This is a genomic window from Streptomyces sp. NBC_01408, assembly GCF_026340255.1.
In the GTDB taxonomy this organism is placed as follows: Bacteria; Actinomycetota; Actinomycetes; order Streptomycetales; family Streptomycetaceae; genus Streptomyces.
Window position 1 is genome coordinate 3,392,555 of record NZ_JAPEPJ010000001.1, and the last position, 25,871, is coordinate 3,418,425.

The window sequence follows — 25,871 nt, forward strand, 5'->3', positions numbered from 1 at the left end:
GAAGGGGGACGGCGTGGACAGCCCGCACGGCGCGGCCGTCAGAGCCGAGGACTTCGGACTCAAGGGCCCGCGCGGCTGGGCCTTCCGGGGCGTCGGCATCGACGCGGCACCCGGCTCGCTCATCGCGGTCGAAGGCCCCTCCGGCAGTGGCCGGACCTGCCTGCTCCTCGCTCTCACCGGACGGATGAAGCCCACCGCCGGCCATGCCGAGGTCGGCGGCCACCGGCTGCCCAAGCACATGGCCGCGGTCCGCCGGATCGCAGCCCTCGGCCCGGTCTCCGGGGTCAACGACCTCGACCAGGCCCTCACCGTCGCCGAACAGCTGCGCGAGGGAGCCCTGCTCCACCGCCGCTACGACGGCCCGGTCCGCGCCCTGCTGCGCCCCCGCGCCGAACGCCGCGCCGCGGCGGCGGCCCGGGTCGACGCGGCCCTGGCCGCCGCCGGACTGGACCTCGCCACGCTGCCCAAAGGCGAGCGCACCTCCGTACGCGACCTGGAACGCCTGGAGTCCGTACGGCTGTCCGTGGCCATCGCGCTGCTGGGCTCCCCGCGGCTGATCGCCCTCGACGACCTGGACCTCAAGCTCTCGGACGCGGAACGCGAGGAGGCCTGGGTCCTGCTGCGCTCGCTCGCCGCGAGCGGGATCACCGTCCTCGCCGTCTGCAGCGAGGCCCCGGGCGACGCGATCGTCCTGCGCACGGTCGCCGAGACCCCGGACGGCACTCCGGACGGCACTCCGGACAGCACTCCGGACGGCACCCCGGACGACAGCACGGGCAAGTCCGCGGACGAAGCAACAGGCGCAGACGACACCGCTGACGACACCGCAGACGAAGACGTGACCGAAGACGTGACCGAAGAGGTCACCGAAGACGACGACACGAAGGGGGCGGACGATGCGCTCGCCGAAGCTGGCCGCGCTTGAGCTGAAGCGGTTCGGGCGGGGGAAGCTGCCCCGGGCCGCTCTCGTCTCGCTGCTCCTGCTGCCGCTGCTGTACGGAGCCCTGTACCTCTGGTCCTTCTGGGACCCGTACAGCCGCCTCGACAAGGTGCCCGTGGCCCTCGTCAACTCCGACCGCGGCACCACGGTCGACGGCGAGCGCGTCGACGCCGGTGACGAGATCACCAAGAAGCTCCACGACAGCAAGACCTTCGACTGGCGCGAGGTCAGCGCCGAGGAGGCGGCCAAGGGGCTGGAGGACGGGAAGTACTACCTCTCCCTCACCATGCCCGCCGACTTCAGCGAGAAGATCGCCTCCAGCTCCGGCGAGGACCCCACCACGGGCGCCCTCCAGGTCCAGACGAACGACGCGAACAACTACATCGTCGGCTCGATCTCCCGCACCGTCTTCGCCGAGGTCCGCACGGCCGCGTCCACCAACGCCTCCCGCGGCTTCCTCGACAAGATCTTCGTCAACTTCTCCGACCTGCACGACAAGACGGCCGAGGCCGCCGACGGAGCCGACAAGCTCAAGGACGGCGCCGACAAGGCCCAGAAGGGCGCGAAGGACCTCGCGGACGGCCTCGACACGGCCAAGGAGAAGACCGGCGAGCTCAACGGCGGCCTGAAGAAGCTGAACACCGCCTCCGGCCAGCTGAAGACCGGTTCCAAGAGCGTCGCCGACGGCACCCAGGCCGTGGCCGACAAGGTCAACGGCGCCGCCGACAAGGCCCGGCCCTTCGTCAAGGACCCCAAGAACCTGGCGGACACCGCCGAGCTGGTCGCCGACACCGCCAAGGTCGTCAAGAACCACCTCGACAAGTTCGCCGAGAAGGCCCCGGCCGCGGCCACCGCCGCCAAGAAGGCCGCCACCATCGCCGACGAGATCTACACCCGGCACTGCGTCACCCCCGGCACCGAGCCGCACCTGGTCTCCTGCCCCGACCTGAAGAGGGTCAAGGACGGTACGGCCGAGGCCGCCGAGCTCAGCGGCGACGTCAGCACCCTGGCCCAGAACGCGAACGGCGACGTCAACAAGCTCCGGACCCAGCTGACCGACCTGGAGAACAAGGCCCGCGAACTCGTCGTCAAGGCACCCGCCCTGGCCGGGGACCTCGACGCGGCCGTCACCCAGGTCAACGCCCTCAACGCCGGCGCCCACAAGGTCGCCACCGGCATGGCCCAGCTGCACACCGGCCTCAGCTCCGCCACCAACGGCTCCGGCGCCATCGACGAGGGCGTCGGCAAGCTCGGCGACGGGGCGCACAGCCTCGACGGCGGCATGTACAAGCTGGTCGACGGCAACCGCGACCTCGCCGACGGCCTGCACGAGGGCGCCGGCAAGATCCCCGACTACGACCAGCAGCAGCGCGACAGCCGCACCGAGGTCATGGCCGACCCGATCAGGCTCGCCAACCAGTCCCTGCACAAGGCGCCCAACTACGGCACCGGCTTCGCCCCCTACTTCATCCCGCTGTCCCTGTGGGTCGGCGCGATGGTCGCCTACATGCTGATCGCCCCCATGAACCGGCGGGCCCTGTCCGCGGGCGCCTCGCCCTGGCGGATCGCCCTCGCGAGCTGGCTGCCCGTGGCGGGCCTCGGCGCCGCCCAGGTGGGCCTGCTGATGGCCGTGCTCCACTGGGGCCTCGGCCTGGAGATGGCCCGTCCGGCCCTCACCGTCGCCTTCCTGATGCTGGTCAGCGGCTGCTTCGCGGCGATCGTCCAGTGGCTCAACGCCAAGTTCGGCGCGGCCGGCCGGATCCTCGTCCTCGCCGTCCTGATGCTCCAGCTGACCTCGGCGGGCGGCACGTACCCCGTGCAGACCAGCCCCGGCTTCTTCAACGCCATCCACCCCTACCTGCCGATGTCGTACGTCGTCGAGAGCCTGCGCCGGCTCATCACCGGCGGCGACCTCGCCCCCGTCTGGCAGGGCTGCGCCGTCTTGGTGGCCTTCACCGCCGGCGCCCTCGCCCTCACCGCCCTCGCCGCCCGCGGCAAGCAGGTGTGGACGATGGACCGGCTGCACCCCGAACTGAGCCTGTAGTCCTGAGCCCGTCGCCCGAGGGACGTGTTGACCTGTGAGAATCAGCGCCATGGAAAGCAGCAGCACCGGTACGGGTACCGGCGGCGCCCGACGCCGGGCCACCCGGCAGAAGCTCTACGAAGCGGCCGTGACGCTCATCGCCGAGCAGGGCTTCTCCGCGACCACGGTCGAGGAGATCGCCGAACGGGCGGGCGTCGCGAAGGGCACCGTCTACTACAACTTCGCGAGCAAGAACGACCTCTTCGAGGAGCTGCTGCGGCACGGCGTCGGGCTGCTGACGGCCTCGCTGCGGACCGCGGCGGAGGAGACGGAGGCGCGGGGCGGCAGCCGCGTCGAGGCGCTCGACGAGATGATCCGGGCGGGCCTCGTCTTCATCGACCGGTACCCGGCCTTCACCCAGCTGTACGTGGCGGAGCTGTGGCGGACCAACCGGGCGTGGCAGTCCACGCTGATGGTGGTCCGCCGGGAAGCGGTGGCCGTCGTGGAGACGGTGCTGCGCGAGGGGGTCGAGCGCGGTGAGCTGAGCGGCGAGATCGACGTGCCGCTCACCGCGGCCGCGCTGGTCGGGATGGTTCTGGTGGCCGCCCTGGACTGGCAGTCCTTCCAGAGCGAACGCTCCCTGGACGACGTGCACTCGGCGCTGTCCCTGCTGCTGCGCGGCCGGGTCAGCGGAAACCGCTGACCCACCCCCCAGTCGGCGGTGCCGTTCGGGCGGCGAAGCCCGTACAACTGGTGGGGCCGCCGCGCGACTGAGTACCCGTACCTAGACCCACAGATGAGTACCCGCGCGGATGGCCCCCACCTGCGCGGACGACAGACTGGGGGCAACGGGCAGGAGACCCGGTCCGCACCGCAGACACGGGGCTGCGGAGCGGACCGGGTACCTCCTCCCGGAACCGGGACGGGAGCACGGGGGACCCGGTGACGCAGAACGACGGTGCGGCGGGGCTCGGGGGGATCGAGCCTCGCCGCACCGTCGCGTTCACGGGCGGTACCGGCCCTACGGCCCGTACACCGCCCGTACGCCCGTCCCCGTCAGCCGCGGCCCCGCAGCGGAAGCCGCAGCCGCAGCCGTACGGCGGCCAGCCGGGCCGAGACCACCGAGGCCACGCCCGACCAGCGGGCCGACACGGCCCACGAGACGCGCACCGCCGAACGCGGCAGCAGCAGGGCGCGCAGCCGCCTACCACGGCTCACCGCGGCCAGCAGGCCCGCGCGAGCCGCCAGCACGTCCTCGGCCAGCTCCGGGTACGAGACCTCCGTGCCCGCCGGGGCGTACAGCGTCCGCTCCAGGGCGGCCGTGATCCGGTGGACGGCCGCGGCGGCGTCCGCCTCCAGCCGGCCCAGTTCCACGACGCGGGTCGCCGCCCGGCGCGGGGACAGTGCCTCGTCCGGGGCGATGCCCACGTCCCAGGCCGCGTCACCCAGCTCCAGCCAGGCCGGCGTCACCTCCCCGGCCGCCAGCCGGCGCTTGCGCACCCGGGTCCGCCACAGCAGCGGCAGCAGCGGAACGCCCACTACCGCCAACGCGGCGGCGGTCCAGCCGAGGACGGCCGTCAGCGAGGGCCCGCCGCCCCCGGACGCGGCGTCCTGCGTCAGCGCAGGTCCACCGCACTCGCCGAGCTTCTTCTGCTCCGGCGGGCAGTCCTCGCTCTGCGAGGGCGCCGCCGAAGGCTGGACGGCGCCGCTCTGCGAGGGCAGCGGGGCCGGGGCGGACGGCTGGGCCGCCGGCGCCTGGGGCCGGGTGTAGCCCGGCACCGAGATGCCCGCGCGGGGCGTCGGCTCGAACCGGGTCCAGCCCACGCCCTCGAAGTACAGCTCCGGCCAGGCGTGCGCATCGCGCATCGACACGTTCACCGTGCCGTCCGACTGCTTCTCGCCGGGGGTGAAGCCCACCGCCACCCGCGCCGGGATGCCCAGCGAACGGGACATCGCCGCCATGGAGAACGCGAAGTGGACGCAGAAGCCCTCCTTGTCGGCGAGGAACCGGGCGACCGCGTCCGGACCGGTGCCCGAGTCCGTCTTCGTGTCGTAGCGGAATCCGCCATTCACGGCGAAGAAGTCCTGGAGCTTCACGGCCCGCGTGTAGTCGTCCTTCGCGCCCTGCGTCACCTTGCGGGCCGTGTCGGCGACCACCGACGGCAGGTTGTCCGGCAGCTTCGTGTACTCCGCCCGTACGGCGGCGTTGGGCTCCGGAGCGTTCTGCAGCTGCACGGCCGTCGGCTGGAGCAGCAGGCTCCGCACCCGGTACTGCGCGCCCTGGACGTTCTGGAAGCGGTCCTTGCCGAGCTGGTCCCCGACCAGGGTCCGGCCGGCCGGTTCGAAGCGCCACTTCCCGCCGATGTCCACGGCCGTCGCCGGGTACGGCATGGGCAGGTAGCGCTGGGTGTAGCCGTCCGCCGCCGACACGTTGGTCGACACCTCGGTCGCGGTCCCGCGGATCTGGTCGCCGAGGCCGGGCGGGGTGGGCAGCCGCGCCGGCACGTCGGCGAGCGCCCGCCCGGAGGCCTCCCACTTGACCCCGTTGAACTCGTCCAGCGCCAGGATCCGCAGGTACTGCTCGCTCTGCTGCGGGCTGTCCGTCCGGTACTTGAGCACCACCCGGTTGTCCTGCGCGTTCAGGTTGCTCTGCAGGGAGACCAGCGGGTTGACCGCGGAGATCGTCCCGCCCACCCCGCTGCCGCCCTCGCCGTCGCCCTGCCCGCCCAGCATGCCGCCGCCGAGCGCGGGCAGCGCAGCCGGCACCACCAGTGCCAGGCCCAGCGCCACCACGCCGATCCGCCGCCCGGTCCGCACCGGGGCCGTCGCGTGCGCGCCGGTGGCGCTGAGGCCCGAGGAGGACGGGCCGCGCTCCCGCGGGCCCGCGCCGAAGACCCGGCCCCACTGGGCCAGCCGGTCCCGGCCCTCGGCCAGCAGCATCATCAGGTAACCGCAGCCCGCCAGCAGGAAGGAGACCCAGGAGGCCTCCCCGCCGCCCGACAGTCCCGCGGCAACCGAGTACAGCGCGAGCAGCGGCAGACCGGCCGCGGCGGCCGTCCGCACGGTCACCGCCAGCGTGTCCACCAGCAGCCCAATCAGCAGCACCCCGGACACCAGCAGCAGCCGGATGCCGTCCGTCAGCGGGGCCGGGATCGCGTACTCGCCCACGTCCCGGACGCCCTGCTGGAACAGCGCACCGACGTCCGTCACCAGGTACGCCACCGGGCCGGCCCCCGGGGAACCGGCCTTCCCGCCGAACACGAACGCGAGCAGCAGCAGCGACACCAGCAGCTGGGCCGCCACGGTCAGCGACCGCGCCAGCGGCACCCGCCGGGCCCCGGCCCCCACCGCGCTCTGCACGCCCAGCAGCAGCGCCGCCTGGAGCAGCCAGCCGGCCGACTCCACGAGCGGGACCAGCGACCAGGCGGTCAGCAGCGTCGCCAGCAACGCGAACAGCGTCAGTCTCGCCCGCCCGCTCATCGCAGTCCTCCGGAAGTACCCGTGCCGAGCGGAGCGGACCCGGCTTGTCTCCACAGCTCGCCGAAAACCACCCCGGGCGGAGCGGCCAGCGCCGTCCAGCCCGCGTCGCGCAGCCTGCGCAGCCGCTCGTCGAGCGGGGGCAGGGCCTGCGCCCGCGCGGACGGCCCGGCCCAGGCCGCGGAATCCAGTACGAAGGCCACCGCACCCGCGGAACGCTGGCGCAGCTTGGCCGCCAGCTCGGTCTGTACGTCGTCCAGATCGCCGAAGAAGGCGATGAGGAGCCCGTCACCCCCGGCTCCGCCGAAGCCGCCGCCGCCGCGCAGCGCGTCGTAGGCCCGCGAGAGCCCGGCGCCGTCGGAGTGGCCGACGACCGCGAGGGTGTCCATCATCAGCCCGGCGGCGGCAGCGGAGTCCTGCCCGCCGGACGAGCTGTAGCCGTCGATGCCGCCGGCGCCGCCGGGCACCGAGTCCCCGGTGTCCGTCAGCAGCCGCACCGCGAAGCCCTGTTCGAGGAGGTGCACCAGCGTGGAGGCGGCCCCCGACACGGCCCACTCGAAGGCGGAGTCCGGGCCCGCGCCCTCGAAGGCGAGGCGGCGGGTGTCCAGCAGCACGGTCGCCCGGCTGCGCTGCGGCTGCTCCTCGCGGCGCACCATCAGCTCGCCGTAGCGGGCGGTGGAGCGCCAGTGCACCCGGCGCAGGTCGTCGCCGCGCCGGTAGCCGCGGGGGATCACGTCGTCGTCGCCGGCCAGGGCCAGCGAGCGGCGGCTGCCGTCGCCGTAGCCGGAGGACTCGCCCGTCAGCCGGACCGGCGGCAGCGGCTCGGTGCGCGGGATGACGGTGAGGGTGTCGTAGGCGCTGAACGAGCGCGTCAGCTCGACCAGCCCGAAGGGGTCGGTCAGCCGCAGCTGGAGCGGGCCCAGCGGAAAGCGGCCGCGCAGGTCGGAGCGGACCCGGTAGGACACCTCGCGGCGCCCGCCGGGCTCGACGCGGTCCAGCACGAAGCGGGGCCGCGGCCCGAGGACGTAGGGCACCCGGTCCTGGAGCATCAGCAGACCGGTGGGTAGCCGGGAGACGTTGTCCATCCGCAGCTGCACCCGGGCCTCGGCGCCCGCGGGCACCCGCCCCGGGGTGAGCCGGCGGCTGCCGGAGACCCGGTACCGGGTGCGGTGCAGGGCGTAGACGCAGATCAGCGGCAGCAGGGCGAGCAGCAGCCCGACCCGGAGCAGTTCGCCCTGCCCCAGGACGTACGCGCAGCCGGCGGCGGCGATCCCGGCGGCCAGGAACGAGCGGCCGCGGGTGGTCAGTCCGGACAGCGAGGCGCGCAGCCCGCCGGCGTCCTGGCCGCGGTCGGCCCCGCCGCCGTCAGGCCGGCCACCGGCGCCGCTCGGGGCACCGGCGCTCATCAGAAGCCCCGGATGCCCGCGCCGGGCGGCATCTCGCCGCGGACGTGCGCGGCGGGGACGGGGGTGCGCTGGAGGATGTCGTGGACGACCTGTTCGGCGCTGCGCCGGTTCAGCTGGGCCTGCGCGGTGGGCAGCAGCCGGTGCGCGAGGACGGGTCCGGCCAGCGCCTGGACGTCGTCGGGCAGCACGTACTCGCGGCCGGACAGCGCGGCGGAGGCCTTCACGGCGCGCAGCAGGTGCAGGGTGGCGCGGGGCGAGGCGCCCAGGCGCAGGTCCGGGTGGCTGCGGGTGGCGGAGACCAGGTCGACGACGTAGCGCCGGACCGGCTCGGCCACGTACACCTCGCGCACGGCCTCGATGAGCTTGACGATGTCGTGGGCGTGCGCGACGGCCGTCAGGTCGTCGAGCGGGGACAGCCCGCCGTGCACGTCGAGCATCTGGAGCTCGGCCTCGGGGCTGGGGTAGCCGACGGAGACGCGGGCCATGAAGCGGTCGCGCTGGGCCTCGGGCAGCGGGTAGGTGCCCTCCATCTCCACCGGGTTCTGGGTGGCGACGACCATGAACGGGCTGGGCAGCGCGTAGGTGGTGCCGTCGATGGTGACCTGGCGCTCCTCCATCGACTCCAGCAGCGCGGACTGGGTCTTGGGGGAGGCACGGTTGATCTCGTCGCCGATGACGATCTGCGCAAAGATCGCGCCCGGCTTGAACTCGAACTCGCGGCGCTGCTGGTCGTAGATGCTGACGCCGGTGATGTCCGAGGGCAGCAGGTCCGGGGTGAACTGGATGCGCTGCACCGAGCAGTCGATGGACTTCGCGAGGGTCTTGGCGAGCATGGTCTTGCCGACGCCCGGGACGTCCTCGATCAGCAGGTGCCCCTCGGCGAGCAGCACGGTCAGCGCGAGGCGCACGACCTCGGGCTTGCCCTCGATCACGCTCTCGACCGAGTGGCGCACCCGCTCCGCCGTGCTGGTCAGATCCGCGAGGCTCGCTCGGTCGTCGTACGTGGTCACCTGGTTCTCCTCGGCCCTAGCTTCAGGGCCGACGCCCTTGGCGCATGACCGGCCCACCCCGAAAACACGGACACCGGCCCCAGGGGGTTCCCAGGGGGTGTCACCCCGCATTGTTGACGGCTTTACGGCCTTGTGTCACTCAGGAGCTGGGATCGATCTCCCGCAGGAGTCCGGTGTGCACGTCGAAGACGAAGCCTCGCACATCGTCCTTGTGCGGCAGGAAGGGGTTCGTACGAACCCGCTGCATGGACTGGCGGACGTCCTGGTCCACGTCCCGGAAGGCCTCGACGGCCCAGGCGGGGCGCTGGCCGACCTCGTCCTCCAGCTCGTGCCGGAAGTCCTCGGTCAGGGTTTCGAGACCGCAGCCGGTGTGGTGGATGAGTATGACCGCGCGGGTGCCCAGGGCACGCTGGCTGATGGTGAGCGAGCGGATGGTGTCGTCGGTGACCACGCCGCCCGCGTTGCGGATGGTGTGGCAGTCGCCGAGTTCGAGGCCGAGGGCGGCGTGCAGGTCGAGGCGGGCGTCCATGCACGCCACCACGGCCACGTGCAGCACCGGGCGGGCGTCCATGCCCGGATCGGTGAATTCCGAGGCATAGGCGCGGTTCGCCTCGACCAGGCGGTCGGTGACGGAGCCGCCGCCGGGTGCCCCGGGCGTGGACGCGGCAGGCAGGGATGCGGAAGTCGTCATGGGTACGACGGTAGTGGTCACAGCTGGTAAAGGCCTCGCGTGAGGATGGACAAAGAGCGTCAACAAGTCATGTTGTGAGCTAACCCACAGGGGTGGGCGGGGGCGGCCTTCCGGGTGATTCGCGGCATCTGCCGGTTCCGGGCGAGAGCCGGCGGCGGCGCGCGGGGCGGTTCGTTGACCGCGGCGACCGTTGCACTAAAGTGACGCGAACCGGCCGGAGCCCGGCCCTGACCGGCCGCCCGGCCCCCGATGAACACTCCGCGTGCGCGGCGCGTACGTACGGCCCGGCCATCTTCCGCTCACCGGCCGGCCGGCGCCACCTTCCCGGCGCCGGCGGACCGGTCCCCCTTCCGGGGCACCTCCCCGCGACAACCGGGGCAGGGCGGGGACCGGGCGGTGCGTACGCCTGCCGCGCCGTTATCTGAGAGGGCGCTTTGACTAGCGAGTCCCGACACGTCCCGGTGATGCTCCAGCGGTGCCTGGACCTGTTGGCCCCGGCGCTGGAGAGGCCCGGGGCCGTCGTCGTCGACTGCACCCTCGGCCTCGGCGGCCACAGCGAGGCCCTGCTGACCCGGTTCCCCGAGGCGCGCCTGATCGGCCTCGACCGCGACAAGGAGGCCCTGCGGCTCTCCGGTGAGCGGCTTGCGCCCTTCGGCGACCGGGCCACCCTGGTCCACGCGATCTACGCCGACCTGGCCGAGGTGCTCGACGGGCTGGGCATCCCGGCCGTCCAGGGCATCCTCTTCGACCTCGGGGTCTCCTCCATGCAGCTGGACGAGGCCGACCGCGGCTTCGCCTACGCGCAGGACGCGCCGCTGGACATGCGGATGGACCAGACGACGGGCATCAGCGCCGCCGAGGTGCTCAACACCTACGCGCCGGGCGAGCTCGTCCGGATCCTGCGCCAGTACGGCGAGGAGAAGCAGGCCAAGCGGATCGTGTCCGCGGTCGTCCGGGAGCGGGAGAAGGAGCCCTTCACCAACAGCGCCCGGCTCGTCGAGCTGATCCGCGACTCCCTGCCGCAGGCCGCCAAGCGGACCGGCGGCAACCCCGCCAAGCGGACCTTCCAGGCCCTGCGGATCGAGGTCAACGGCGAGCTGTCGGGGCTGGAGAAGGCCATCCCGGCGGCGGTGGACCGGATCGCGGTGGGCGGCCGGATCGCCGTGCTCTCGTACCACTCGCTGGAGGACCGCCTGGTCAAGCAGGTCTTCGCGGCGGGCGCGGCCTCCACGGCGCCGCCGGGACTGCCGGTGGTGCCGGAGAAGTACCAGCCCAAGCTGAAGCTGCTGACGCGGGGCGCGGAACTGCCCACCGAGGAGGAGATCGCCGAGAACCGGCGGGCCGCCCCGGCCAGGTTCCGCGGGGTCGAACGCATCCGGGAGGCGCACCTGTGACCGCCGGGGGCGGCGGGGGAGGCGGCGCCGGCAAGGCCGGGAAGGTCGCCACGCTGACGCGCGGACAGGCGGCCCGCCTCGGCCGGGCGCTCGGCAGCCGTCCGGGCCGTCCGAGCCGCCCCGGCGGGTCCGGCGGGTCCGCGCGCCCGGGCGGCTCCGCCGGGCAGGCGGCGCGGATGCCCTTCGTCCTGCTGGTCGTGGCCCTGCTCGCCGGCGGCCTGATCAGCCTGCTGCTGCTGAACTCGGCGCTGAACGAGGGCTCGTTCCAGCTGAGCAAGCTGAAGAAGGAGACCACCGCGCTCACCGACGAGGAGCAGGCGCTCCAGCGCGACGTGGACGGCTACTCGGCCCCCGACGCGCTCCAGCGGCGGGCCCACGAGCTGGGCCTGGTCCCGGGCGGCAGCCCCGTCTTCCTCGGCCCGGACGGCAAGATCAGCGGCGCCGCCTCGGTGGCCGAGCCCCCGCCCCCGCCCTCCACGCCGCCGGCCCAGCCGGTGGCAACGCCGCCCGCGGCCTCCGCCCCGGCATCGGCCCCTGCGTCCGCGCCCGCGTCCGACCCCGCACCCGGCCAGCCCCCGGCGGGCACCGCCCCCTCGCCGGGCGGGCCGCAACCGCCGTCCTCACCCTCGCAGCAGCCCACCCCCAGCCCAGGCAGGTGACGTCGTGACCTCGACCGCCGACGGTTCCGCGGTGGCGGACCGCAGCCCTGCGGGGCCCTTCCCCACCCAGCCCTTCCACCGCTCCCCGGGCGGGCTGGAAAATCCAGCCCCGCCGGCGTTTGAGGCGCGGGGTCCGGGGCGGAGCCCCGGCAGGCCCGGGCGCAGCCCGGGGCCGCTCGCGGGGCGGCGCAGCACCGGCGGAGCCCCGGCGGTGGGCGCGTGAGCGCGCAGGAGCCGCGGCGGCGGGTGCCCGGGCCCGGACGGCCGAGACCCGGGGAGCGCGCCAGGGCCGCCGGCGCGGCGCGCCCCGCGGCCCGGCCCGGCCGGCGGCGGCCCGCCGCACCGCGCACACCCCACACCATCCGGCTCGGCAGCCCCCGGCCCCGGCTGCGCCTCGTCAGCGTCGGCCTGACCCTCGTCATGCTCGCCTTCGTGGTCCGCCTGCTCCAGGTCCAGGCGGTCGACGCCCGGGCGTTCTCCGCCGAGGCCTCGAAGAACCGCTACACCAGCGCCAAGCTGGCCGCCGAGCGCGGTGAGATCACCGACCGCAAGGGCGTGGCCCTGGCCACCAGCGTGGACGCGTACGACATCACCGCCGACCCGAAGATGTTCACCCCGCAGGACAGCAAGGCCCCGGACGCCCCCGAGCAGGCCGCGGCCCTCCTCGCGCCGATCCTCGGCAGGGACGCCAAGGACATCGCCGACCGGCTGAAGACGAAGAACACCCGGTACGTCGTCCTCGCCCAGCGCCAGACCCCCCAGGTCTGGAACCAGATCAAGGACCTCAAGCGGGTCTTCGCGGACAAGGCGGCCGCCGACAAGAAGAACAACGGCCCCGGCGCCAACGTCCTGGCCGGGGTGTTCAACGAGGTCAGCAGCAAGCGCGTGTACCCGGGCGGCGACCTCGCCGCCGGGATACTGGGTTACGTGAACGCCGAGGGCAAGGGCGCCGGCGGCCTGGAGTCCTCCCTCGACAAGAAGCTCTCCGGCAAGGACGGCAAGGTCACGTACGCGCAGTCGGGCGGCCGCCGGGTCCCCACCGCGGGCTCTGACGAGACGCCCGCCGTGCCCGGCGACGACATCGAGCTGACCATCGACCGCGACATCCAGTGGGCGGCGCAGAGCGCCATCGCGGAGCAGGTCCAGAAGTCCGAGGCCGACCGCGGCTACGTCATCGTCCAGGACACCCGTACCGGCGAGGTGCTGGCCATGGCCAACGCCCCCGGCTTCGACCCCAACGACCTGACCCGCGCCCGCTCCGCCGCCATGGGCAACGCCGCCCTCCAGGACGTGTACGAGCCCGGCTCCACCGCCAAGGTGATGTCGATGGCCGCCGTACTGGAGGAGAAGAAGGCCACGCCGGAGACCCACGTCGAGGTCCCCAACCGGCTGCACCGCGGCGACCGGCTGTTCAAGGACGACATCGACCACCCGACCTGGTACCTGACCCTCAACGGGGTCCTCGCCAAGTCCTCCAACATCGGCACCATCCTGGCCACCGGCCAGCTCGGGCCCACCCAGCCCGAGGCCAACAAGGTCCTGCACTCCTACCTGACCAAGTTCGGCATGGGGCGGCCCACCGGCCTGAACTACCCCGGCGAGTCCCGGGGCATCCTGGCCGAGCCCGGGGACTGGTCCACCTCCCAGCAGTACACGATTCCTTTCGGCCAGGGCATGTCCCTCAACGCCATGCAGGCGGCCTCCGTGTACTCGACCGTCGCCAACGGCGGGGTCCGCATCGAACCGACCCTGGTCCGCGGCACCAAGGGCCCCGACGGCCGGTTCACCCCGGCCCCGGCGCCCGAGCAGAACCGCGTGGTCAGCCAGGAGACCGCCAGGACCCTCGCCGCGATGCTCGAATCGGTCGTCGACGACCAGGAGGGCACCGGTACCAAGGCGCGGATCCCCGGCTACCGGGTCGGCGGCAAGACCGGCACCTCCAACCGGGTGGATCCGGCCACCGGCCGCTACAAGGGCTACACCGCCTCCTTCGCCGGCTTCGCGCCCGCCGACAACCCGCGGATCACCGTCTACTGCGCGATCCAGAACCCGACGAAGGGCAGCTACTTCGGCGGCCAGATCTGCGGTCCCATCTACAAGAAGGTCATGGAGTTCGCGCTCAAGACCCTCCAGATCGCCCCCACCGGAACCGCCCCCGCCGGGCTCCCGGTCGCCTTCGACCCCGGCCCGCAACCCGGCCCGCAGCCCACTCCGCAGTCCGGTCCGTGATCCACGGCCCGGCCGGCCCGCAAGAAATGCGTGAGGCACCATCAGTGACAACGATCACCCCGGAACCGGGGAACCAATCGGGCACCGGCGCCGAGACCGGGCCCTCACTTCGCGAGCGGCCCGCCGCGCCCGGTACGCTCACCGCCGTGCCCCACGCTGATCAGCCCAGAACCACCCAGACGGACGCCCCGGCAGCGCCGCCGGGACCGCCGCGCCCTGTGTCCGTGCGACCGATTCCGCTGCCCGAGCTCGCGGCCCTGGTGGACCTCGAAGCCGCCGGCGGCCCGTCGGGCCCGCAGATCTCCGGCATCACGCACGACTCCCGTGCGGTCCGCCCCGGTGACCTCTACGCGGCCCTGCCCGGCGCCAAGCTGCACGGCGCCGACTTCGCGGCCCAGGCGGCCGCCCTCGGCGCCGCGGCCGTACTGACCGACCCCGCGGGCGCCGCACGCGCGGCCGCGACCGGGCTTCCGGTGCTGGCCGTCGCCGACCCGCGCGGCCGGATGGGAGAGCTCGCCGCCGCCATCTACGGCCGCCCCGGCGAGGGCCTGCTCCAGATCGGCATCACCGGCACCTCCGGCAAGACCACCACCGCGTACCTCGTCGAAGGCGGACTGCGCGCGGCGGGACGCCACACCGGGCTGATCGGCACCGTCGAGATGCGCGTCGGCGACGAACGCATCAAGTCCGAGCGCACCACCCCCGAGGCCACCGACCTCCAGGCCCTCTTCGCGGTCATGCGCGAACGCGGGGTCGAGGCCGTCGCCATGGAGGTCTCCAGCCACGCCCTGGTCCTCGGCCGGGTCGACGGCTGCGTCTTCGACGTCGCCGTCTTCAACAACCTGAGCCCGGAACACATGGAGTTCCACTCCGACATGGAGGACTACTTCCAGGCCAAGGCGCAGCTCTTCACCGAGCGCCGCGCCCGCCTCGGAGTGGTCAACATCGACGACGAGTACGGCCGCCGCCTCGCCAAGGAGGCGACGATCCCGGTCGTCACCTTCTCCGCCGCCGGTGACCCGGCCGCCGACTGGCGCGCCGAGGACGTGGTCTTCGGGCACATGGACTCCACGCTGACCCTGCTGGGCCCGGACGGGCGGCGGGTCCCGGCCACCGCCCCGCTGCCCGGCCCGTTCAACGTCGCCAACACCGTCGCCGCGATCGTCACGCTCGCCGCGGCCGGCCTCGACCCGCAGACCGCCGCCGACGGCGTCGCCGCGGTCCCCGGGGTCCCCGGCCGGCTGGAGCGGGTGGACGCGGGACAGCCGTACCTCGCCGTCGTGGACTACGCCCACAAGACGGACGCCGTCGAATCGGTCCTGCGCGCGCTGCGCGAGGTCACCACCGGCAAGCTGCACATCGTGCTCGGCTGCGGCGGCGACCGCGACACCACCAAGCGCGCCCCGATGGGTGCCGCGGCCGCCCGGTTCGCCGACTTCGCCGTGCTGACCTCCGACAACCCGCGCTCCGAGGACCCGCTCGCGATCCTCGCCGCGATGTTCGAAGGCGCCGTGTCCGTACCGCCCGCCGAGCGGGGCACCGTCCTCGTGGACGCCGACCGGGCGGCGGCCATCGCCGCGGCCGTCGCGCGCGCCGAGCCCGGCGACACCGTGCTGGTGGCGGGCAAGGGCCACGAGCAGGGCCAGGACACCGCGGGTGTCGTACGGCCCTTCGACGACCGCCGGGTGCTCCGCGCCGCGATCGAACGGCGGCAGCGGGCCGAGCAGGCCGCGTCCCCCGAGCAGGACCGACAGGCCGAGGTGAACCAGTGATCGACCTTTCCCTCGCCGAGATCGCCGACATCACCGGCGGGCGGCCCCATGACATACCGGATCCGTCGGTGCGGATCAGCGGGCCCGTCGTCATCGACTCCCGCAAGGTGGAGGCCGGCAGCCTCTTCGCCGCCTTCGACGGCGAGCACGTCGACGGCCACGACTACGCGGAGCGCGCGGTAGCCGCCGGCGCCGCGGCCGTCCTCGCGGCCCGGCCGGTCGGCGTACCCGCCGTCGTCGTCCCCGATGTCGAGAAGGCGCTCGGCGCCCTCGCCCGGGCCGTCGTCGAGCGCCTCGGCACCGACGTGGTGGCCCTGACCGGGTCCGCCGGGAAGACCTCCACCAAGGACCTCATCGCGCAGGTGCTCCAGGCCCACGCGCCCACCGTGTGGACCCCCGGCTCCCTCAACAACGAGATCGGCCTGCCGCTCACCGCCCTCCAGGCCACCGCGGAAACCCGCCACCTGGTACTGGAGATGGGGGCCCGCGGGATCGGCCACATCGCGTACCTGACCGGCCTGACCCCGCCGCGCATCGGCCTCGTCCTCAACGTCGGGACTGCCCACATCGGCGAGTTCGGCGGCCGCGAGCAGATCGCCCAGGCCAAGGGGGAACTGGTCGAGGCCCTGCCGGCTGCGTCCGAGGGCGGAGTCGCCGTCCTCAACGCCGACGACCCGCTGGTGCGGGCGATGGCCGGGCGTACGAAGGCCCGTACGGTCCTCTTCGGAGAGGCCGAGGACGCCGACGTACGGGCCACCGAGGTGCGGATGACGCCGGGGGGACAGCCCTCCTTCACACTCCACACACCGGCCGGGTGCAGCGATGTGACCTTGCGGCTGTACGGTGAGCACCACGTGTCGAACGCGCTCGCCGCGGCCGCCGTCGCCCATGTACTGGGCATGTCCGCATCGGAGATCGCCACCGCGCTCTCCGGGGCGGGCACCCTGTCGCGGTGGCGGATGGAGGTCACCGAGCGGGCGGACGGCGTGACGATCGTCAACGACGCCTACAACGCGAATCCCGAGTCCATGCGGGCCGCACTGCGCGCACTTGCCGCGATGGGCGGCGCCGCCAGGGCGAACGGGGGACGTACGTGGGCGGTGCTCGGCCCCATGGCCGAACTCGGTGACGCATCACTCGCCGAGCACGACGCGGTGGGACGGCTTGCCGTCCGGCTCAACGTGAGCAAGCTCGTCGCAGTCGGGGGCAGGGAAGCGTCCTGGCTGCAACTGGGCGCATATAACGAGGGTTCGTGGGGTGAGGAGTCGGTGGTCGTGTCCGACGCGCAAGCGGCGGTCGACCTGTTGCGCAGTGAACTGCGCCCGGGTGACGTCGTGCTGGTGAAGGCTTCGAGGTCGATCGGTCTGGAGCGGGTCGCGCTTGCGTTGCTGGAGCGCGAGGGCGAGGTCGCCGACCGATGAGGCAGATCCTGTTCGCGGGAGTCATCGGACTCTTCCTCACGCTCGTCGGCACCCCGCTGCTGATCAAGCTGCTGGCCCGCAAGGGCTACGGCCAGTTCATCCGCGACGACGGCCCGCGCGGCCACGCCGGGAAGAAGGGCACGCCCACCATGGGCGGCATCTCCTTCATCCTGGCGACGCTCATCGCGTACGCCCTGACGAAGGTCATCACCGGCAGCGAACCGACCTTCTCCGGTCTGCTCGTGCTGTTCCTGATGGCGGGCATGGGCCTGGTCGGTTACCTGGACGACTACATCAAGATCGTCAAGCGGCGGTCGCTGGGCCTGCGGGCCAAGGCCAAGATGTCCGGCCAGCTGATCGTCGGCATCGCCTTCGCGGTGCTCGCGCTCCAGTTCAAGGACTCGCGCGGGCTGACCCCGGCCTCCACCAAGCTGTCGTTCGTCACGGACTTCGGCTGGTCGATCGGCCCGGTGCTGTTCGTGGTCTGGGCGCTGTTCATGATCCTGGCCATGTCCAACGGCGTGAACCTGACCGACGGCCTGGACGGCCTGGCCACCGGTGCCGCTGTGATGGTCTTCGGTGCCTACACCTTCATCGGCGTCTGGCAGTACCAGGAGTCCTGCGTGAACGCCCAGGACCTGACCAACCCGGCCGCCTGCTTCGAGGTGCGCGACCCGCTGGACCTCGCGGTCGTAGCCTCCGCCCTGATGGGTGCCTGCTTCGGCTTCCTGTGGTGGAACACCTCGCCCGCCAAGATCTTCATGGGTGACACCGGTTCGCTGGCCCTCGGCGGCGCGCTCGCCGGTCTGGCGATCTGCTCCCGCACGGAGTTCCTGATGGCGCTCCTCGGCGGTCTCTTCGTCCTCATCACCATGTCGGTCGTCATCCAGGTCGGCTCCTTCAAGATGACCGGCAAGCGGGTCTTCCGGATGGCGCCGCTCCAGCACCACTTCGAACTCAAGGGGTGGTCCGAAGTCCTTGTGGTGGTCCGCTTCTGGATCATCCAGGGCATGTGCGTGATCGTGGGTCTCGGTCTCTTCTACGCGGGATGGGCAGCCGACAAGTGACCTCCTGGCAGGGCAAGAACATCACCGTCGCCGGTCTCGGCGTGAGCGGCATCAGTGCCGCCCGCGCCCTGGCCGGCCTCGGCGCATCGGTGACCGTGGTCGACGGCGGCGACAGCGAGGGCCACCGCGCCCGCGCCGCCGAACTGGCCGGCCCGGGAATCTCCGTACGCCTCGCCGACGCGGAAACCCTCCCCGAGGGCACCGACCTGGTGGTCACCTCGCCCGGCTGGAAGCCCGACAGCCCGCTCTTCGCGGCCGCCGCGGCGGCGGGCGTCGAGGTGGTCGGGGACGTGGAGATCGCCTGGCAGCTGCGCGGCGAGAACGCCGCTCCGTGGCTGGCCATCACCGGCACCAACGGCAAGACCACCACGACCCAGATGCTGGCGTCGATCCTGAAGGCCGCCGGCCTGCGGACCGCGGCCGTCGGCAACATCGGCACCCCGATCATCGACGTGGTCCTCGACGAGGGCGCGTACGACGTGCTCGCCGTCGAACTCTCCAGCTACCAGCTGCACTGGGCCCCCTCGCTGCGCGCCCACTCCGCGGTCGTGCTCAACCTCGCTCCGGACCACCTCGACTGGCACGGCTCGATGGAGGCGTACGCCGCCGACAAGGGCCGGATCTACGAGGGCAACACCGTGGCCTGCGTCTACAACGTCGCCGACCCGGCCACCGAGAAGCTGGTCGAGGGGGCCGACGTCGAAGAGGGCTGCCGGGCGATCGGCTTCACCCTCGGCGCCCCCGGCCCCTCCATGCTCGGCGTGGTAGACGGCATCCTCGTCGACCGGGCCTTCGTGGAGAACCGGCATAAGAACGCCCAGGAGCTCGCCGAGGTCAAGGACGTCAACCCGCCCGCCCCGCACAACATCGCCAACGCGCTCGCCGCCGCGGCCCTGGCGCGCGCCTTCGGCGTGACGCCGCGCGCGGTCCGCGACGGCCTGCGGAACTTCCGCCCGGACGCCCACCGGGTCGCGTTCGTGGACGAGGTGGACGGGGTCGGCTACGTCGACGACTCCAAGGCCACCAACACGCACGCCGCCGAGGCCTCGCTCGCGGCCTTCGAGCCGGTCGTGTGGATCGCCGGAGGCCTCGCCAAGGGCGCCACCTTCGACGAGCTCGTGCAGAAGTCGGCGAAGCGGCTGCGCGGCGTGGTGCTGATCGGTGCCGACCGGGCGCTGATCGCCGAGGCGCTGGCGCGACACGCCCCCGAGGTCCCGGTCACCGACCTCGCCCGGACCGACACTGGGGCGATGCTCGCGGCGGTCCGGGAAGCGGCCCGGCTCGCCGAGCCCGGCGACACGGTCCTGCTGGCGCCTGCCTGTGCCTCGATGGACATGTTCGCGAACTACAACAAGCGCGGGGAAGCTTTCGCCGACGCGGTGCGCGAACTGGCCGCCGGGAGCGCTGCGGACGCGGCCAAGGCCTAGGGCTCCGGAACGGTTCCCTCCGCTCGGCTGCTCGCCTCGTACGAGTGGAGGGGAAGATCACAGATGCCGGCCAAGCAAATGCTGCCGGGGCGGCGGCCGTCCGCCGTCAGGCCGAGGGGCCGCAGCCGCCCGGTGGCGAACGTGAAGCGGCCCGCCGGGCGCGGGCCGCTGGCACGGGTGCGGCGTACGCAGCGGCAGTTGCGCAAGGCCTGGGACCGTCCGCTCACCGCGTATTACCTGATCTTCGGCAGCTCGCTGCTCATCACCGTGCTCGGCCTGGTGATGGTCTACTCGGCCTCCATGATCAAGGCGCTCCAGCTCGGCCTGGGGGACGCGTACTTCTTCAAGAAGCAGTTCCTGGCCGCCCTGCTGGGCACCGGACTCCTGCTGATCGCCTCCCGGATGCCCGTCAAACTGCACCGCGCGCTCTCCTACCCGGTGCTCGCGGGAACCCTCTTCCTGATGGCCCTGGTGCAGATCCCCGGGATAGGGGTGTCCATCAACGGCAACCAGAATTGGATCTCCCTTGGCGGTCCGTTCATGCTCCAGCCCAGTGAGTTCGGCAAACTGGCCCTGATCCTGTGGGGCGCCGACCTGCTGGCGCGCAAGGGCGACAAGGGGCTGCTGAGCCAGTGGAAGCACCTGCTGGTGCCGCTGGTCCCGGTGGCCTTCCTGCTGCTCGGGCTGATCATGCTGGGCGGGGACATGGGCACCGCGATGATCCTCGGCGCCATCCTGTTCGGCCTGCTGTGGCTGGCCGGGGCGCCGACGAGGCTGTTCGTGGGGGTGCTGGCGTTCGCGGGTGTGATCGTCGCACTGCTCATCAAGACGAGCCCGCACCGGATGGACCGGCTGGAGTGCCTCGGCGCGACACAGCCGGGCAAGAACGACCTCTGCTGGCAGGCCGTCCACGGAATCTATGCCCTCGCCTCCGGCGGATGGTTTGGTTCCGGTTTGGGTGCCAGCGTGGAAAAATGGGGGCAACTGCCCGAAGCCCACACCGACTTCATCTTCGCCATCACCGGGGAGGAACTGGGTCTGGCGGGGACGCTGTCGGTGCTCGCCCTGTTCGCGGCTCTAGGCTATGCGGGTATCCGCGTGGCCGGACGCACGGAGGAGTCCTTCGTACGGTTTGCCGCGGGAGGCGTGACCACCTGGATCACGGCGCAGGCCGTGATCAACATCGGTGCGGTGCTCGGCCTGCTGCCGATCGCCGGAGTCCCGCTCCCGCTGTTCTCCTACGGAGGTTCAGCCCTGCTGCCGACCATGTTCGCGGTCGGACTGCTCATCGCCTTCGCGCGGGAGGAGCCGGCCGCGCGCGCGGCCCTCGCGATGCGTCAGCCGAAAACCGGCTGGAAGCGGACCGTGGTGAGATGGAAGTCGATGAGACGGCGCGTCAAGAAGCGTCCGTCCGGAGAGCGGTGAATTTCGGTGCATGTCGTACTCGCCGGTGGGGGGACCGCCGGCCACATCGAGCCGGCGCTCGCCCTCGCGGACGCCCTGCGCAGGCAGGACCCTTCAGTGGGCATCACCGCCCTGGGCACGGAGCGCGGACTCGAAACCCGCCTGGTGCCGGAGCGCGGCTACGAGCTCGGGCTGATCCCCGCAGTGCCGCTGCCCCGCAAGCCGACCCCGGAGCTGATCACCGTCCCCGGGCGGCTGCGCGGCACGATCAAGGCCGCGGAGGAGATCCTCATCCGCACCAAGGCCGACTGCGTCGTCGGATTCGGCGGCTACGTGGCCCTGCCCGGCTACCTCGCGGCCAAGCGGCTCGGGGTGCCGATCATCGTCCACGAGGCCAACGCCCGGCCCGGACTGGCCAATAAGATCGGCTCCCGGTACGCGCACGCCGTCGCGGTCTCCACCCCCGACAGCAAGCTGCGCGGGGCCCGCTACGTGGGCATCCCGCTGCGGCGCTCGATCTCCACCCTCGACCGGGCCGCGGTCCGCCCCGAGGCGCGCGCCGCCTTCGGCCTGGACCCGAACCTGCCGACGCTGCTGGTCTCCGGCGGCTCGCAGGGCGCCCGCCGCCTCAACGAGACGATCCAGCAGATCGCTCCGACCCTCCAGCGCTCCGGGATCCAGATCCTGCACGCGGTGGGTCCGAAGAACGAACTGCCGCGTGTCGACAACATGCCCGGGATGCCGCCGTATGTGCCGGTACCGTACGTGGACCGGATGGATCTCGCGTACGCCGCCGCCGACATGATGCTGTGCCGCGCGGGCGCGATGACCGTCGCCGAACTGTCCGCCGTCGGGCTTCCCGCCGCCTACGTCCCGCTGCCGATCGGCAACGGCGAACAGCGGCTCAACGCCCAGCCGGTGGTCAAGGCCGGAGGCGGTCTGCTGGTGGACGACGCGGAACTGACGCCCGAGTGGGTGCTCAGCCAGGTCCTCCCGGTGCTGTCCGATCCGCACCGCCTGTACGAGATGTCCCGCGCCGCCGGTGAGTTCGGCCGCCGGGACGCCGACGAACTGCTGGTCGGCATGGTGTACGAGGCGATCGCGGCCCACCGGGCCCGCTGACGCGGGAACGCACAGACGCAGGAGGCACAGGAGTGGCCGGAGCGACGACCGCACAGCGCGGGACACCGTCTTCCGATCGGCCCGGCCGGTCCGCCCGGAAGGGCTCCGGTCCTCCCCAGCCCCCCAAGGAGCCCGGCAAGCCCGGGAGATCCGGCCCGCGGGGCCCCGGCGGACGCCTCCGCCGGGGCCCCGCCCTGGCCGCTCTCGCCGCCGTCGTGGTCCTCGCCGCCGGGGGGACCTGGGCCCTCTACGGCTCCTCCTGGCTCCGCGTCGAGAAGGTCACGGCTACCGGTACCCAGGTGCTCGACCCCGAGCAGGTCCTGGCCGCCGCGGCCGTTCCGGTCGGCGCACCCCTCGTGACCGTCGACACGGACGAGATCGAGAGCCGGGTCCGCGGACGGCTGCCCCGTATCGATTCGGTCGATGTGGTGCGGGCCTGGCCGCACGGAATCGGGCTGAAAGTGACGGAACGCAAACCCGTACTGCTCATCAGAAAGGGCGCCGACTTCGTAGAAGTGGACGCTTCGGGTGTGCGATTCGACACGGTCGCGAAAGCGCCAGCGGGTGTTCCGGTCCTCGAATTGGACGCCGTGCAGTCCCCGAGCGCCCGCCGCTTCGACGAAGAGCGGCTGCTGCACGAGGCCGTGTCCGTCGCCGGCGGCCTCCCGCAGCCGATCGCCAAGGAGACCGTGCAGGTCAAGGTGGGCTCGTACGATTCGGTCGTACTGGAGTTGACCGGAGGCCGGACCGTGAGGTGGGGGAGCGGCGAACAGGGTGAGGCGAAGGGCCGAGCGCTGACCGCCCTGCTGAAGGCCGCGCCCAAGGCCGGTCACTTCGACGTGAGCGTCCCCACCGCCCCTGCGGTGTCCGGGAGTTGACGTCGAGTCGAACAGCGACGCACCCTGGTTGGCCAGCGATACGGGTGATCACATAGGGTGAAAAGAAAAACGGGAGGTTCGGCGTGTTCGTTGAACCCGCGCTACTTGTCGACTTAGTGTCCTGTTCGGAAGAGTCCAAGGAACAGACACACCCCTAACCCTAAACTTCAGGGTGAGGGTTCGGGTCGGCGCGTTCGGACCGTCCCTATTTCGGCATCAGTCGTCGCAACGCAGGCCCGCGAGGCGGCGACACGTAACTCGAGGCGAGAGGCCTTCGACGTGGCAGCACCGCAGAACTACCTCGCAGTCATCAAGGTCATCGGTGTCGGCGGCGGTGGTGTCAATGCCATCAACCGAATGATCGAGGTCGGTCTCAAGGGCGTCGAGTTCATCGCCATCAACACGGACGCCCAGGCGCTGTTGATGAGCGACGCCGACGTCAAGCTCGACGTCGGCCGGGAACTCACCCGCGGCCTCGGCGCCGGCGCCAACCCGGCCGTCGGTCGCAAGGCGGCAGAGGACCACCGCGAGGAGATCGAGGAGGTCCTCAAGGGGGCCGACATGGTCTTCGTCACCGCCGGCGAGGGCGGCGGCACCGGCACCGGCGGCGCGCCCGTCGTCGCCAACATCGCGCGCTCGCTGGGCGCCCTGACGATCGGCGTGGTCACCCGCCCGTTCACCTTCGAGGGCCGGCGCCGCGCGAACCAGGCGGAGGACGGCATCGCCGAGCTCCGCGAAGAGGTCGACACCCTCATCGTCATCCCCAACGACCGGCTGCTGTCCATCTCGGACCGCCAGGTCAGCGTGCTCGACGCCTTCAAGTCGGCCGACCAGGTCCTGCTCTCGGGCGTCCAGGGCATCACCGACCTCATCACCACCCCGGGTCTGATCAACCTCGACTTCGCCGACGTCAAGTCCGTGATGTCCGAGGCCGGCTCGGCCCTGATGGGCATCGGCTCGGCCCGCGGCGACGACCGCGCCGTGGCCGCCGCCGAGATGGCGATCTCCTCGCCGCTGCTGGAGGCGTCCATCGACGGCGCCCGCGGCGTGCTGCTCTCCATCTCCGGCGGCTCGGACCTCGGTCTCTTCGAGATCAACGAGGCCGCGCAGCTGGTCAGCGAGGCCGCGCACCCCGAGGCGAACATCATCTTCGGCGCCGTCATCGACGACGCGCTGGGCGACGAGGTGCGGGTCACCGTGATCGCCGCCGGGTTCGACGGCGGACAGCCCCCGGCCCGCCGGGACAACGTCATCGGCGCCGCGTCCACCAAGCGCGAGGAGCCCGCCCCGGCTCCCGTCCGCGCCCCCGAGCCGGTCCGCCCGGCCTTCGGCGGACTCGGCTCGGTCACCCCGCGCGAGGAGCCCCCGGCCCCCGTCGAGGCGGCCCCGGCCGAGGCCCAGGCCCCCGCGCCGCAGGTTCCGACGGCCCGGCCGTACCAGGACAGCCCGGCCGAGGAACTGGATGTCCCGGACTTCTTGAAGTGACACCGGAGCAGCACAGCGTGGGCGGCGCCCACTTCGCCTTCACCGACCGGTGGGGCGGAGTGAGCGCCGTTCCGTACGAAGAGCTCAACCTCGGCGGCGCGGTCGGAGACGACCCGGCCGCCGTTCTCGCGAACCGGGCGCTCGCCGCCCGGTCCCTCGGCCTGGAACCGGACCGGGTGGTCTGGATGAACCAGGTCCACGGCCGGGACGTGGCCGTGGTCGACGGACCCTGGGGCGCGCAGGCGGACGTCCCGGCCGTGGACGCGGTGGTGACCGCCCGTCGGGGGCTGGCCCTCGCCGTGCTCACCGCCGACTGCACGCCGGTCCTGCTCGCCGACCCCGTCGCCGGGGTCGCGGGCGCCGCGCACGCGGGCCGGCCCGGGCTGGTCGCCGGGGTGGTGCCCGCCGCAGTCGAGGCCATGGTCTCGCTGGGGGCCGAGCCGGGGCGGATCGTCGCCCGGACCGGGCCCGCGGTCTGCGGACGCTGTTACGAAGTGCCCGCCGAGATGCGGGAGGCGGTGGCCGGGGCGGTACCGGCAGCCCGGGCCGAGACCAGCTGGGGGACGCCCGCCGTCGACGTGGTCGCCGGGGTGCACGCCCAGCTCGCCGCGGCGGGGGTGATGGACGTCCGCGGATCCGGGGTCTGCACACTGGAGTCGCGGGACCACTTCTCGTACCGCCGTGACCGGGTGACCGGGCGGCTTGCCGGATATGTCTGGTTGGGCTGAGGGATGACGGATCGTAAGTCGGAGCTCGCGGAGAACCTCGCGCGGGTGGAGGAACGTATCTCGTCCGCCTGCGCGGCCGCGGGACGCAAGCGGGAAGAGCTCACGCTCATCGTGGTCACCAAGACCTACCCCGCGAGCGACGTACGACTGCTGGCGGACCTGGGCGTCCGTCATGTTGCGGAGAATCGTGACCAGGACGCCGCCCCCAAGGCCGCGGCCTGCGCGGATCTGCCCCTCGACTGGCATTTCGTCGGTCAGTTGCAGACGAACAAAGTCCGTTCCGTGGCGGGATACGCGCACGAGGTGCAGTCGGTCGACCGGCCGAAGCTCGTGACCGCCCTCTCGGCGGCCGCCGTACAGGCGGGGCGGGAGCTCGGCTGCCTCGTGCAGATCGCCCTCGACGCCGAGTCGGGGGCGCGCGGGACCCGGGGCGGCGCGGCGCCAGAACAGCTCGCCGAGCTGGCGGACCTCGTGGCCGGGGCGCCGGGACTGCGGATCGACGGGGTGATGACCGTGGCTCCGCTGGCCGGCCCGTACGCGGGGCGCGAACAAGCCGCGTTCGAGCGGCTGGTGGAATTGTCATCCCGCCTGCGCGCGGACCATCCGGCTGCCACGATGGTGTCGGCCGGGATGAGCGCAGACCTGGAACAGGCCGTTGCGGCCGGTGCGACACATGTACGCGTCGGCACTGCGGTACTCGGCGCGAGACCCCGGCTCGGGTAACGTCGCGAAGAAAGT

General features: G+C 72.6%; 20 protein-coding genes. 16 read left to right on the forward strand and 4 right to left on the reverse strand.

Going from position 1 to position 25,871, the window contains the following annotated elements:
- Positions 1-13 precede the first annotated feature (13 nt).
- Genes OG447_RS15450 through OG447_RS15460 form a run of 3 tightly spaced genes read left to right on the forward strand, consistent with a single transcriptional unit; the run spans position 14 to position 3,666 of the window.
- Positions 14-925, forward strand: a complete 912-nt coding sequence (locus tag OG447_RS15450; protein ID WP_266937076.1) for an ATP-binding cassette domain-containing protein — start codon at positions 14-16, stop codon at positions 923-925.
- Positions 897-2,984, forward strand: coding sequence for a YhgE/Pip family protein (locus tag OG447_RS15455; RefSeq protein ID WP_266937077.1), 2,088 nt, complete (start codon positions 897-899; stop codon positions 2,982-2,984). The genes OG447_RS15450 and OG447_RS15455 overlap by 29 nt, the downstream gene beginning before the upstream one ends.
- 49 nt (positions 2,985-3,033) lie before the next feature.
- Complete coding sequence (locus OG447_RS15460) at positions 3,034-3,666, forward strand: TetR/AcrR family transcriptional regulator (protein ID WP_266937078.1); 633 nt, start codon at positions 3,034-3,036, stop codon at positions 3,664-3,666.
- Positions 3,667-4,019: 353 nt separating this feature from the next.
- Here OG447_RS15460 and OG447_RS15465 read toward each other — a convergent pair whose 3' ends face one another.
- The 4 genes from OG447_RS15465 to OG447_RS15480 form a co-directional block, all read right to left on the reverse strand.
- Positions 4,020-6,443, reverse strand: coding sequence for a DUF3488 and transglutaminase-like domain-containing protein (locus tag OG447_RS15465; RefSeq protein ID WP_266937079.1), 2,424 nt, complete (start codon positions 6,441-6,443; stop codon positions 4,020-4,022).
- Positions 6,440-7,846 (reverse strand): DUF58 domain-containing protein, encoded by a 1,407-nt coding sequence (locus OG447_RS15470; protein ID WP_266937080.1) that lies wholly within the window; start codon positions 7,844-7,846, stop codon positions 6,440-6,442. The genes OG447_RS15465 and OG447_RS15470 overlap by 4 nt, the downstream gene beginning before the upstream one ends.
- Positions 7,846-8,856, reverse strand: coding sequence for a MoxR family ATPase (locus tag OG447_RS15475; protein WP_266937081.1), 1,011 nt, complete (start codon positions 8,854-8,856; stop codon positions 7,846-7,848). The genes OG447_RS15470 and OG447_RS15475 overlap by 1 nt, the downstream gene beginning before the upstream one ends.
- A gap of 139 nt (positions 8,857-8,995) precedes the next feature.
- Complete coding sequence (locus OG447_RS15480) at positions 8,996-9,547, reverse strand: carbonic anhydrase (protein WP_266937082.1); 552 nt, start codon at positions 9,545-9,547, stop codon at positions 8,996-8,998.
- Positions 9,548-9,981: 434 nt separating this feature from the next.
- Between OG447_RS15480 and rsmH the strand changes: the two genes are divergently transcribed.
- The 13 genes from rsmH to OG447_RS15545 all read left to right on the forward strand — a co-directional run bounded on the left by rsmH (position 9,982) and on the right by OG447_RS15545 (position 25,856).
- The gene (rsmH, locus tag OG447_RS15485) at positions 9,982-10,941 is read left to right on the forward strand and encodes a 16S rRNA (cytosine(1402)-N(4))-methyltransferase RsmH (RefSeq protein ID WP_266937083.1); all 960 of its coding nucleotides are present in this window, start codon (positions 9,982-9,984) and stop codon (positions 10,939-10,941) included.
- Positions 10,938-11,600 carry a hypothetical protein gene (locus OG447_RS15490; protein ID WP_266937084.1) on the forward strand — a complete coding sequence of 221 codons (663 nt, stop codon included), beginning with the start codon at positions 10,938-10,940 and terminating at the stop codon, positions 11,598-11,600. Before rsmH ends, OG447_RS15490 begins: the two co-directional genes overlap by 4 nt.
- A gap of 219 nt (positions 11,601-11,819) precedes the next feature.
- The gene (locus OG447_RS15495; RefSeq protein ID WP_266937085.1) at positions 11,820-13,829 is read left to right on the forward strand and encodes a penicillin-binding protein 2; all 2,010 of its coding nucleotides are present in this window, start codon (positions 11,820-11,822) and stop codon (positions 13,827-13,829) included.
- Positions 13,830-13,873: 44 nt separating this feature from the next.
- Positions 13,874-15,601, forward strand: coding sequence for a UDP-N-acetylmuramoyl-L-alanyl-D-glutamate--2,6-diaminopimelate ligase (locus tag OG447_RS15500; RefSeq protein WP_266937086.1), 1,728 nt, complete (start codon positions 13,874-13,876; stop codon positions 15,599-15,601).
- A complete protein-coding gene (gene murF / locus OG447_RS15505) occupies positions 15,598-17,022 on the forward strand; it encodes a UDP-N-acetylmuramoyl-tripeptide--D-alanyl-D-alanine ligase (RefSeq protein ID WP_266937087.1) in 1,425 nt (474 codons plus the stop codon). Before OG447_RS15500 ends, murF begins: the two co-directional genes overlap by 4 nt.
- On the forward strand, positions 17,019-18,089 hold the full coding sequence (mraY, locus tag OG447_RS15510) for a phospho-N-acetylmuramoyl-pentapeptide-transferase (protein WP_266937088.1): 1,071 nt from the start codon (positions 17,019-17,021) through the stop codon (positions 18,087-18,089). The genes murF and mraY overlap by 4 nt, the downstream gene beginning before the upstream one ends.
- Positions 18,071-19,516, forward strand: a complete 1,446-nt coding sequence (gene murD / locus OG447_RS15515; protein WP_266937089.1) for a UDP-N-acetylmuramoyl-L-alanine--D-glutamate ligase — start codon at positions 18,071-18,073, stop codon at positions 19,514-19,516. The genes mraY and murD overlap by 19 nt, the downstream gene beginning before the upstream one ends.
- A gap of 63 nt (positions 19,517-19,579) precedes the next feature.
- Positions 19,580-20,941 carry a putative lipid II flippase FtsW gene (ftsW, locus tag OG447_RS15520; protein ID WP_266937091.1) on the forward strand — a complete coding sequence of 454 codons (1,362 nt, stop codon included), beginning with the start codon at positions 19,580-19,582 and terminating at the stop codon, positions 20,939-20,941.
- Positions 20,942-20,947: 6 nt separating this feature from the next.
- A complete protein-coding gene (murG, locus tag OG447_RS15525) occupies positions 20,948-22,042 on the forward strand; it encodes an undecaprenyldiphospho-muramoylpentapeptide beta-N-acetylglucosaminyltransferase (RefSeq protein ID WP_266937093.1) in 1,095 nt (364 codons plus the stop codon).
- A gap of 194 nt (positions 22,043-22,236) precedes the next feature.
- Entirely contained in the window at positions 22,237-22,920 is a 684-nt protein-coding gene (locus OG447_RS15530; protein ID WP_266938892.1) for a cell division protein FtsQ/DivIB, read from the forward strand.
- A gap of 279 nt (positions 22,921-23,199) precedes the next feature.
- Positions 23,200-24,405, forward strand: a complete 1,206-nt coding sequence (ftsZ, locus tag OG447_RS15535; RefSeq protein WP_266937095.1) for a cell division protein FtsZ — start codon at positions 23,200-23,202, stop codon at positions 24,403-24,405.
- Positions 24,402-25,133 carry a peptidoglycan editing factor PgeF gene (gene pgeF / locus OG447_RS15540; RefSeq protein ID WP_266937096.1) on the forward strand — a complete coding sequence of 244 codons (732 nt, stop codon included), beginning with the start codon at positions 24,402-24,404 and terminating at the stop codon, positions 25,131-25,133. The genes ftsZ and pgeF overlap by 4 nt, the downstream gene beginning before the upstream one ends.
- A 3-nt stretch (positions 25,134-25,136) precedes the next feature.
- The gene (locus OG447_RS15545) at positions 25,137-25,856 is read left to right on the forward strand and encodes a YggS family pyridoxal phosphate-dependent enzyme (protein WP_266937097.1); all 720 of its coding nucleotides are present in this window, start codon (positions 25,137-25,139) and stop codon (positions 25,854-25,856) included.
- The last annotated feature ends 15 nt before the right edge of the window (positions 25,857-25,871 follow it).

What these genes read in the sequence shown, in the direction of transcription:
- OG447_RS15470 (WP_266937080.1), bottom strand. Translation starts at nt 7,846, where the DNA reads ATGAGCGCCGGTGCCCCGAGCGGCGCCGGTGGCCGGCCTGACGGCGGC.
- OG447_RS15465 (WP_266937079.1), bottom strand. Translation starts at nt 6,443, where the DNA reads ATGAGCGGGCGGGCGAGACTGACGCTGTTCGCGTTGCTGGCGACGCTG.
- OG447_RS15480 (WP_266937082.1), bottom strand. Translation starts at nt 9,547, where the DNA reads ATGACGACTTCCGCATCCCTGCCTGCCGCGTCCACGCCCGGGGCACCC.
- ftsW (WP_266937091.1), top strand. Translation starts at nt 19,580, where the DNA reads ATGCCGGCCAAGCAAATGCTGCCGGGGCGGCGGCCGTCCGCCGTCAGG.
- OG447_RS15455 (WP_266937077.1), top strand. Translation starts at nt 897, where the DNA reads ATGCGCTCGCCGAAGCTGGCCGCGCTTGAGCTGAAGCGGTTCGGGCGG.
- OG447_RS15460 (WP_266937078.1), top strand. Translation starts at nt 3,034, where the DNA reads ATGGAAAGCAGCAGCACCGGTACGGGTACCGGCGGCGCCCGACGCCGG.
- mraY (WP_266937088.1), top strand. Translation starts at nt 17,019, where the DNA reads ATGAGGCAGATCCTGTTCGCGGGAGTCATCGGACTCTTCCTCACGCTC.
- murD (WP_266937089.1), top strand. Translation starts at nt 18,071, where the DNA reads ATGGGCAGCCGACAAGTGACCTCCTGGCAGGGCAAGAACATCACCGTC.
- OG447_RS15545 (WP_266937097.1), top strand. Translation starts at nt 25,137, where the DNA reads ATGACGGATCGTAAGTCGGAGCTCGCGGAGAACCTCGCGCGGGTGGAG.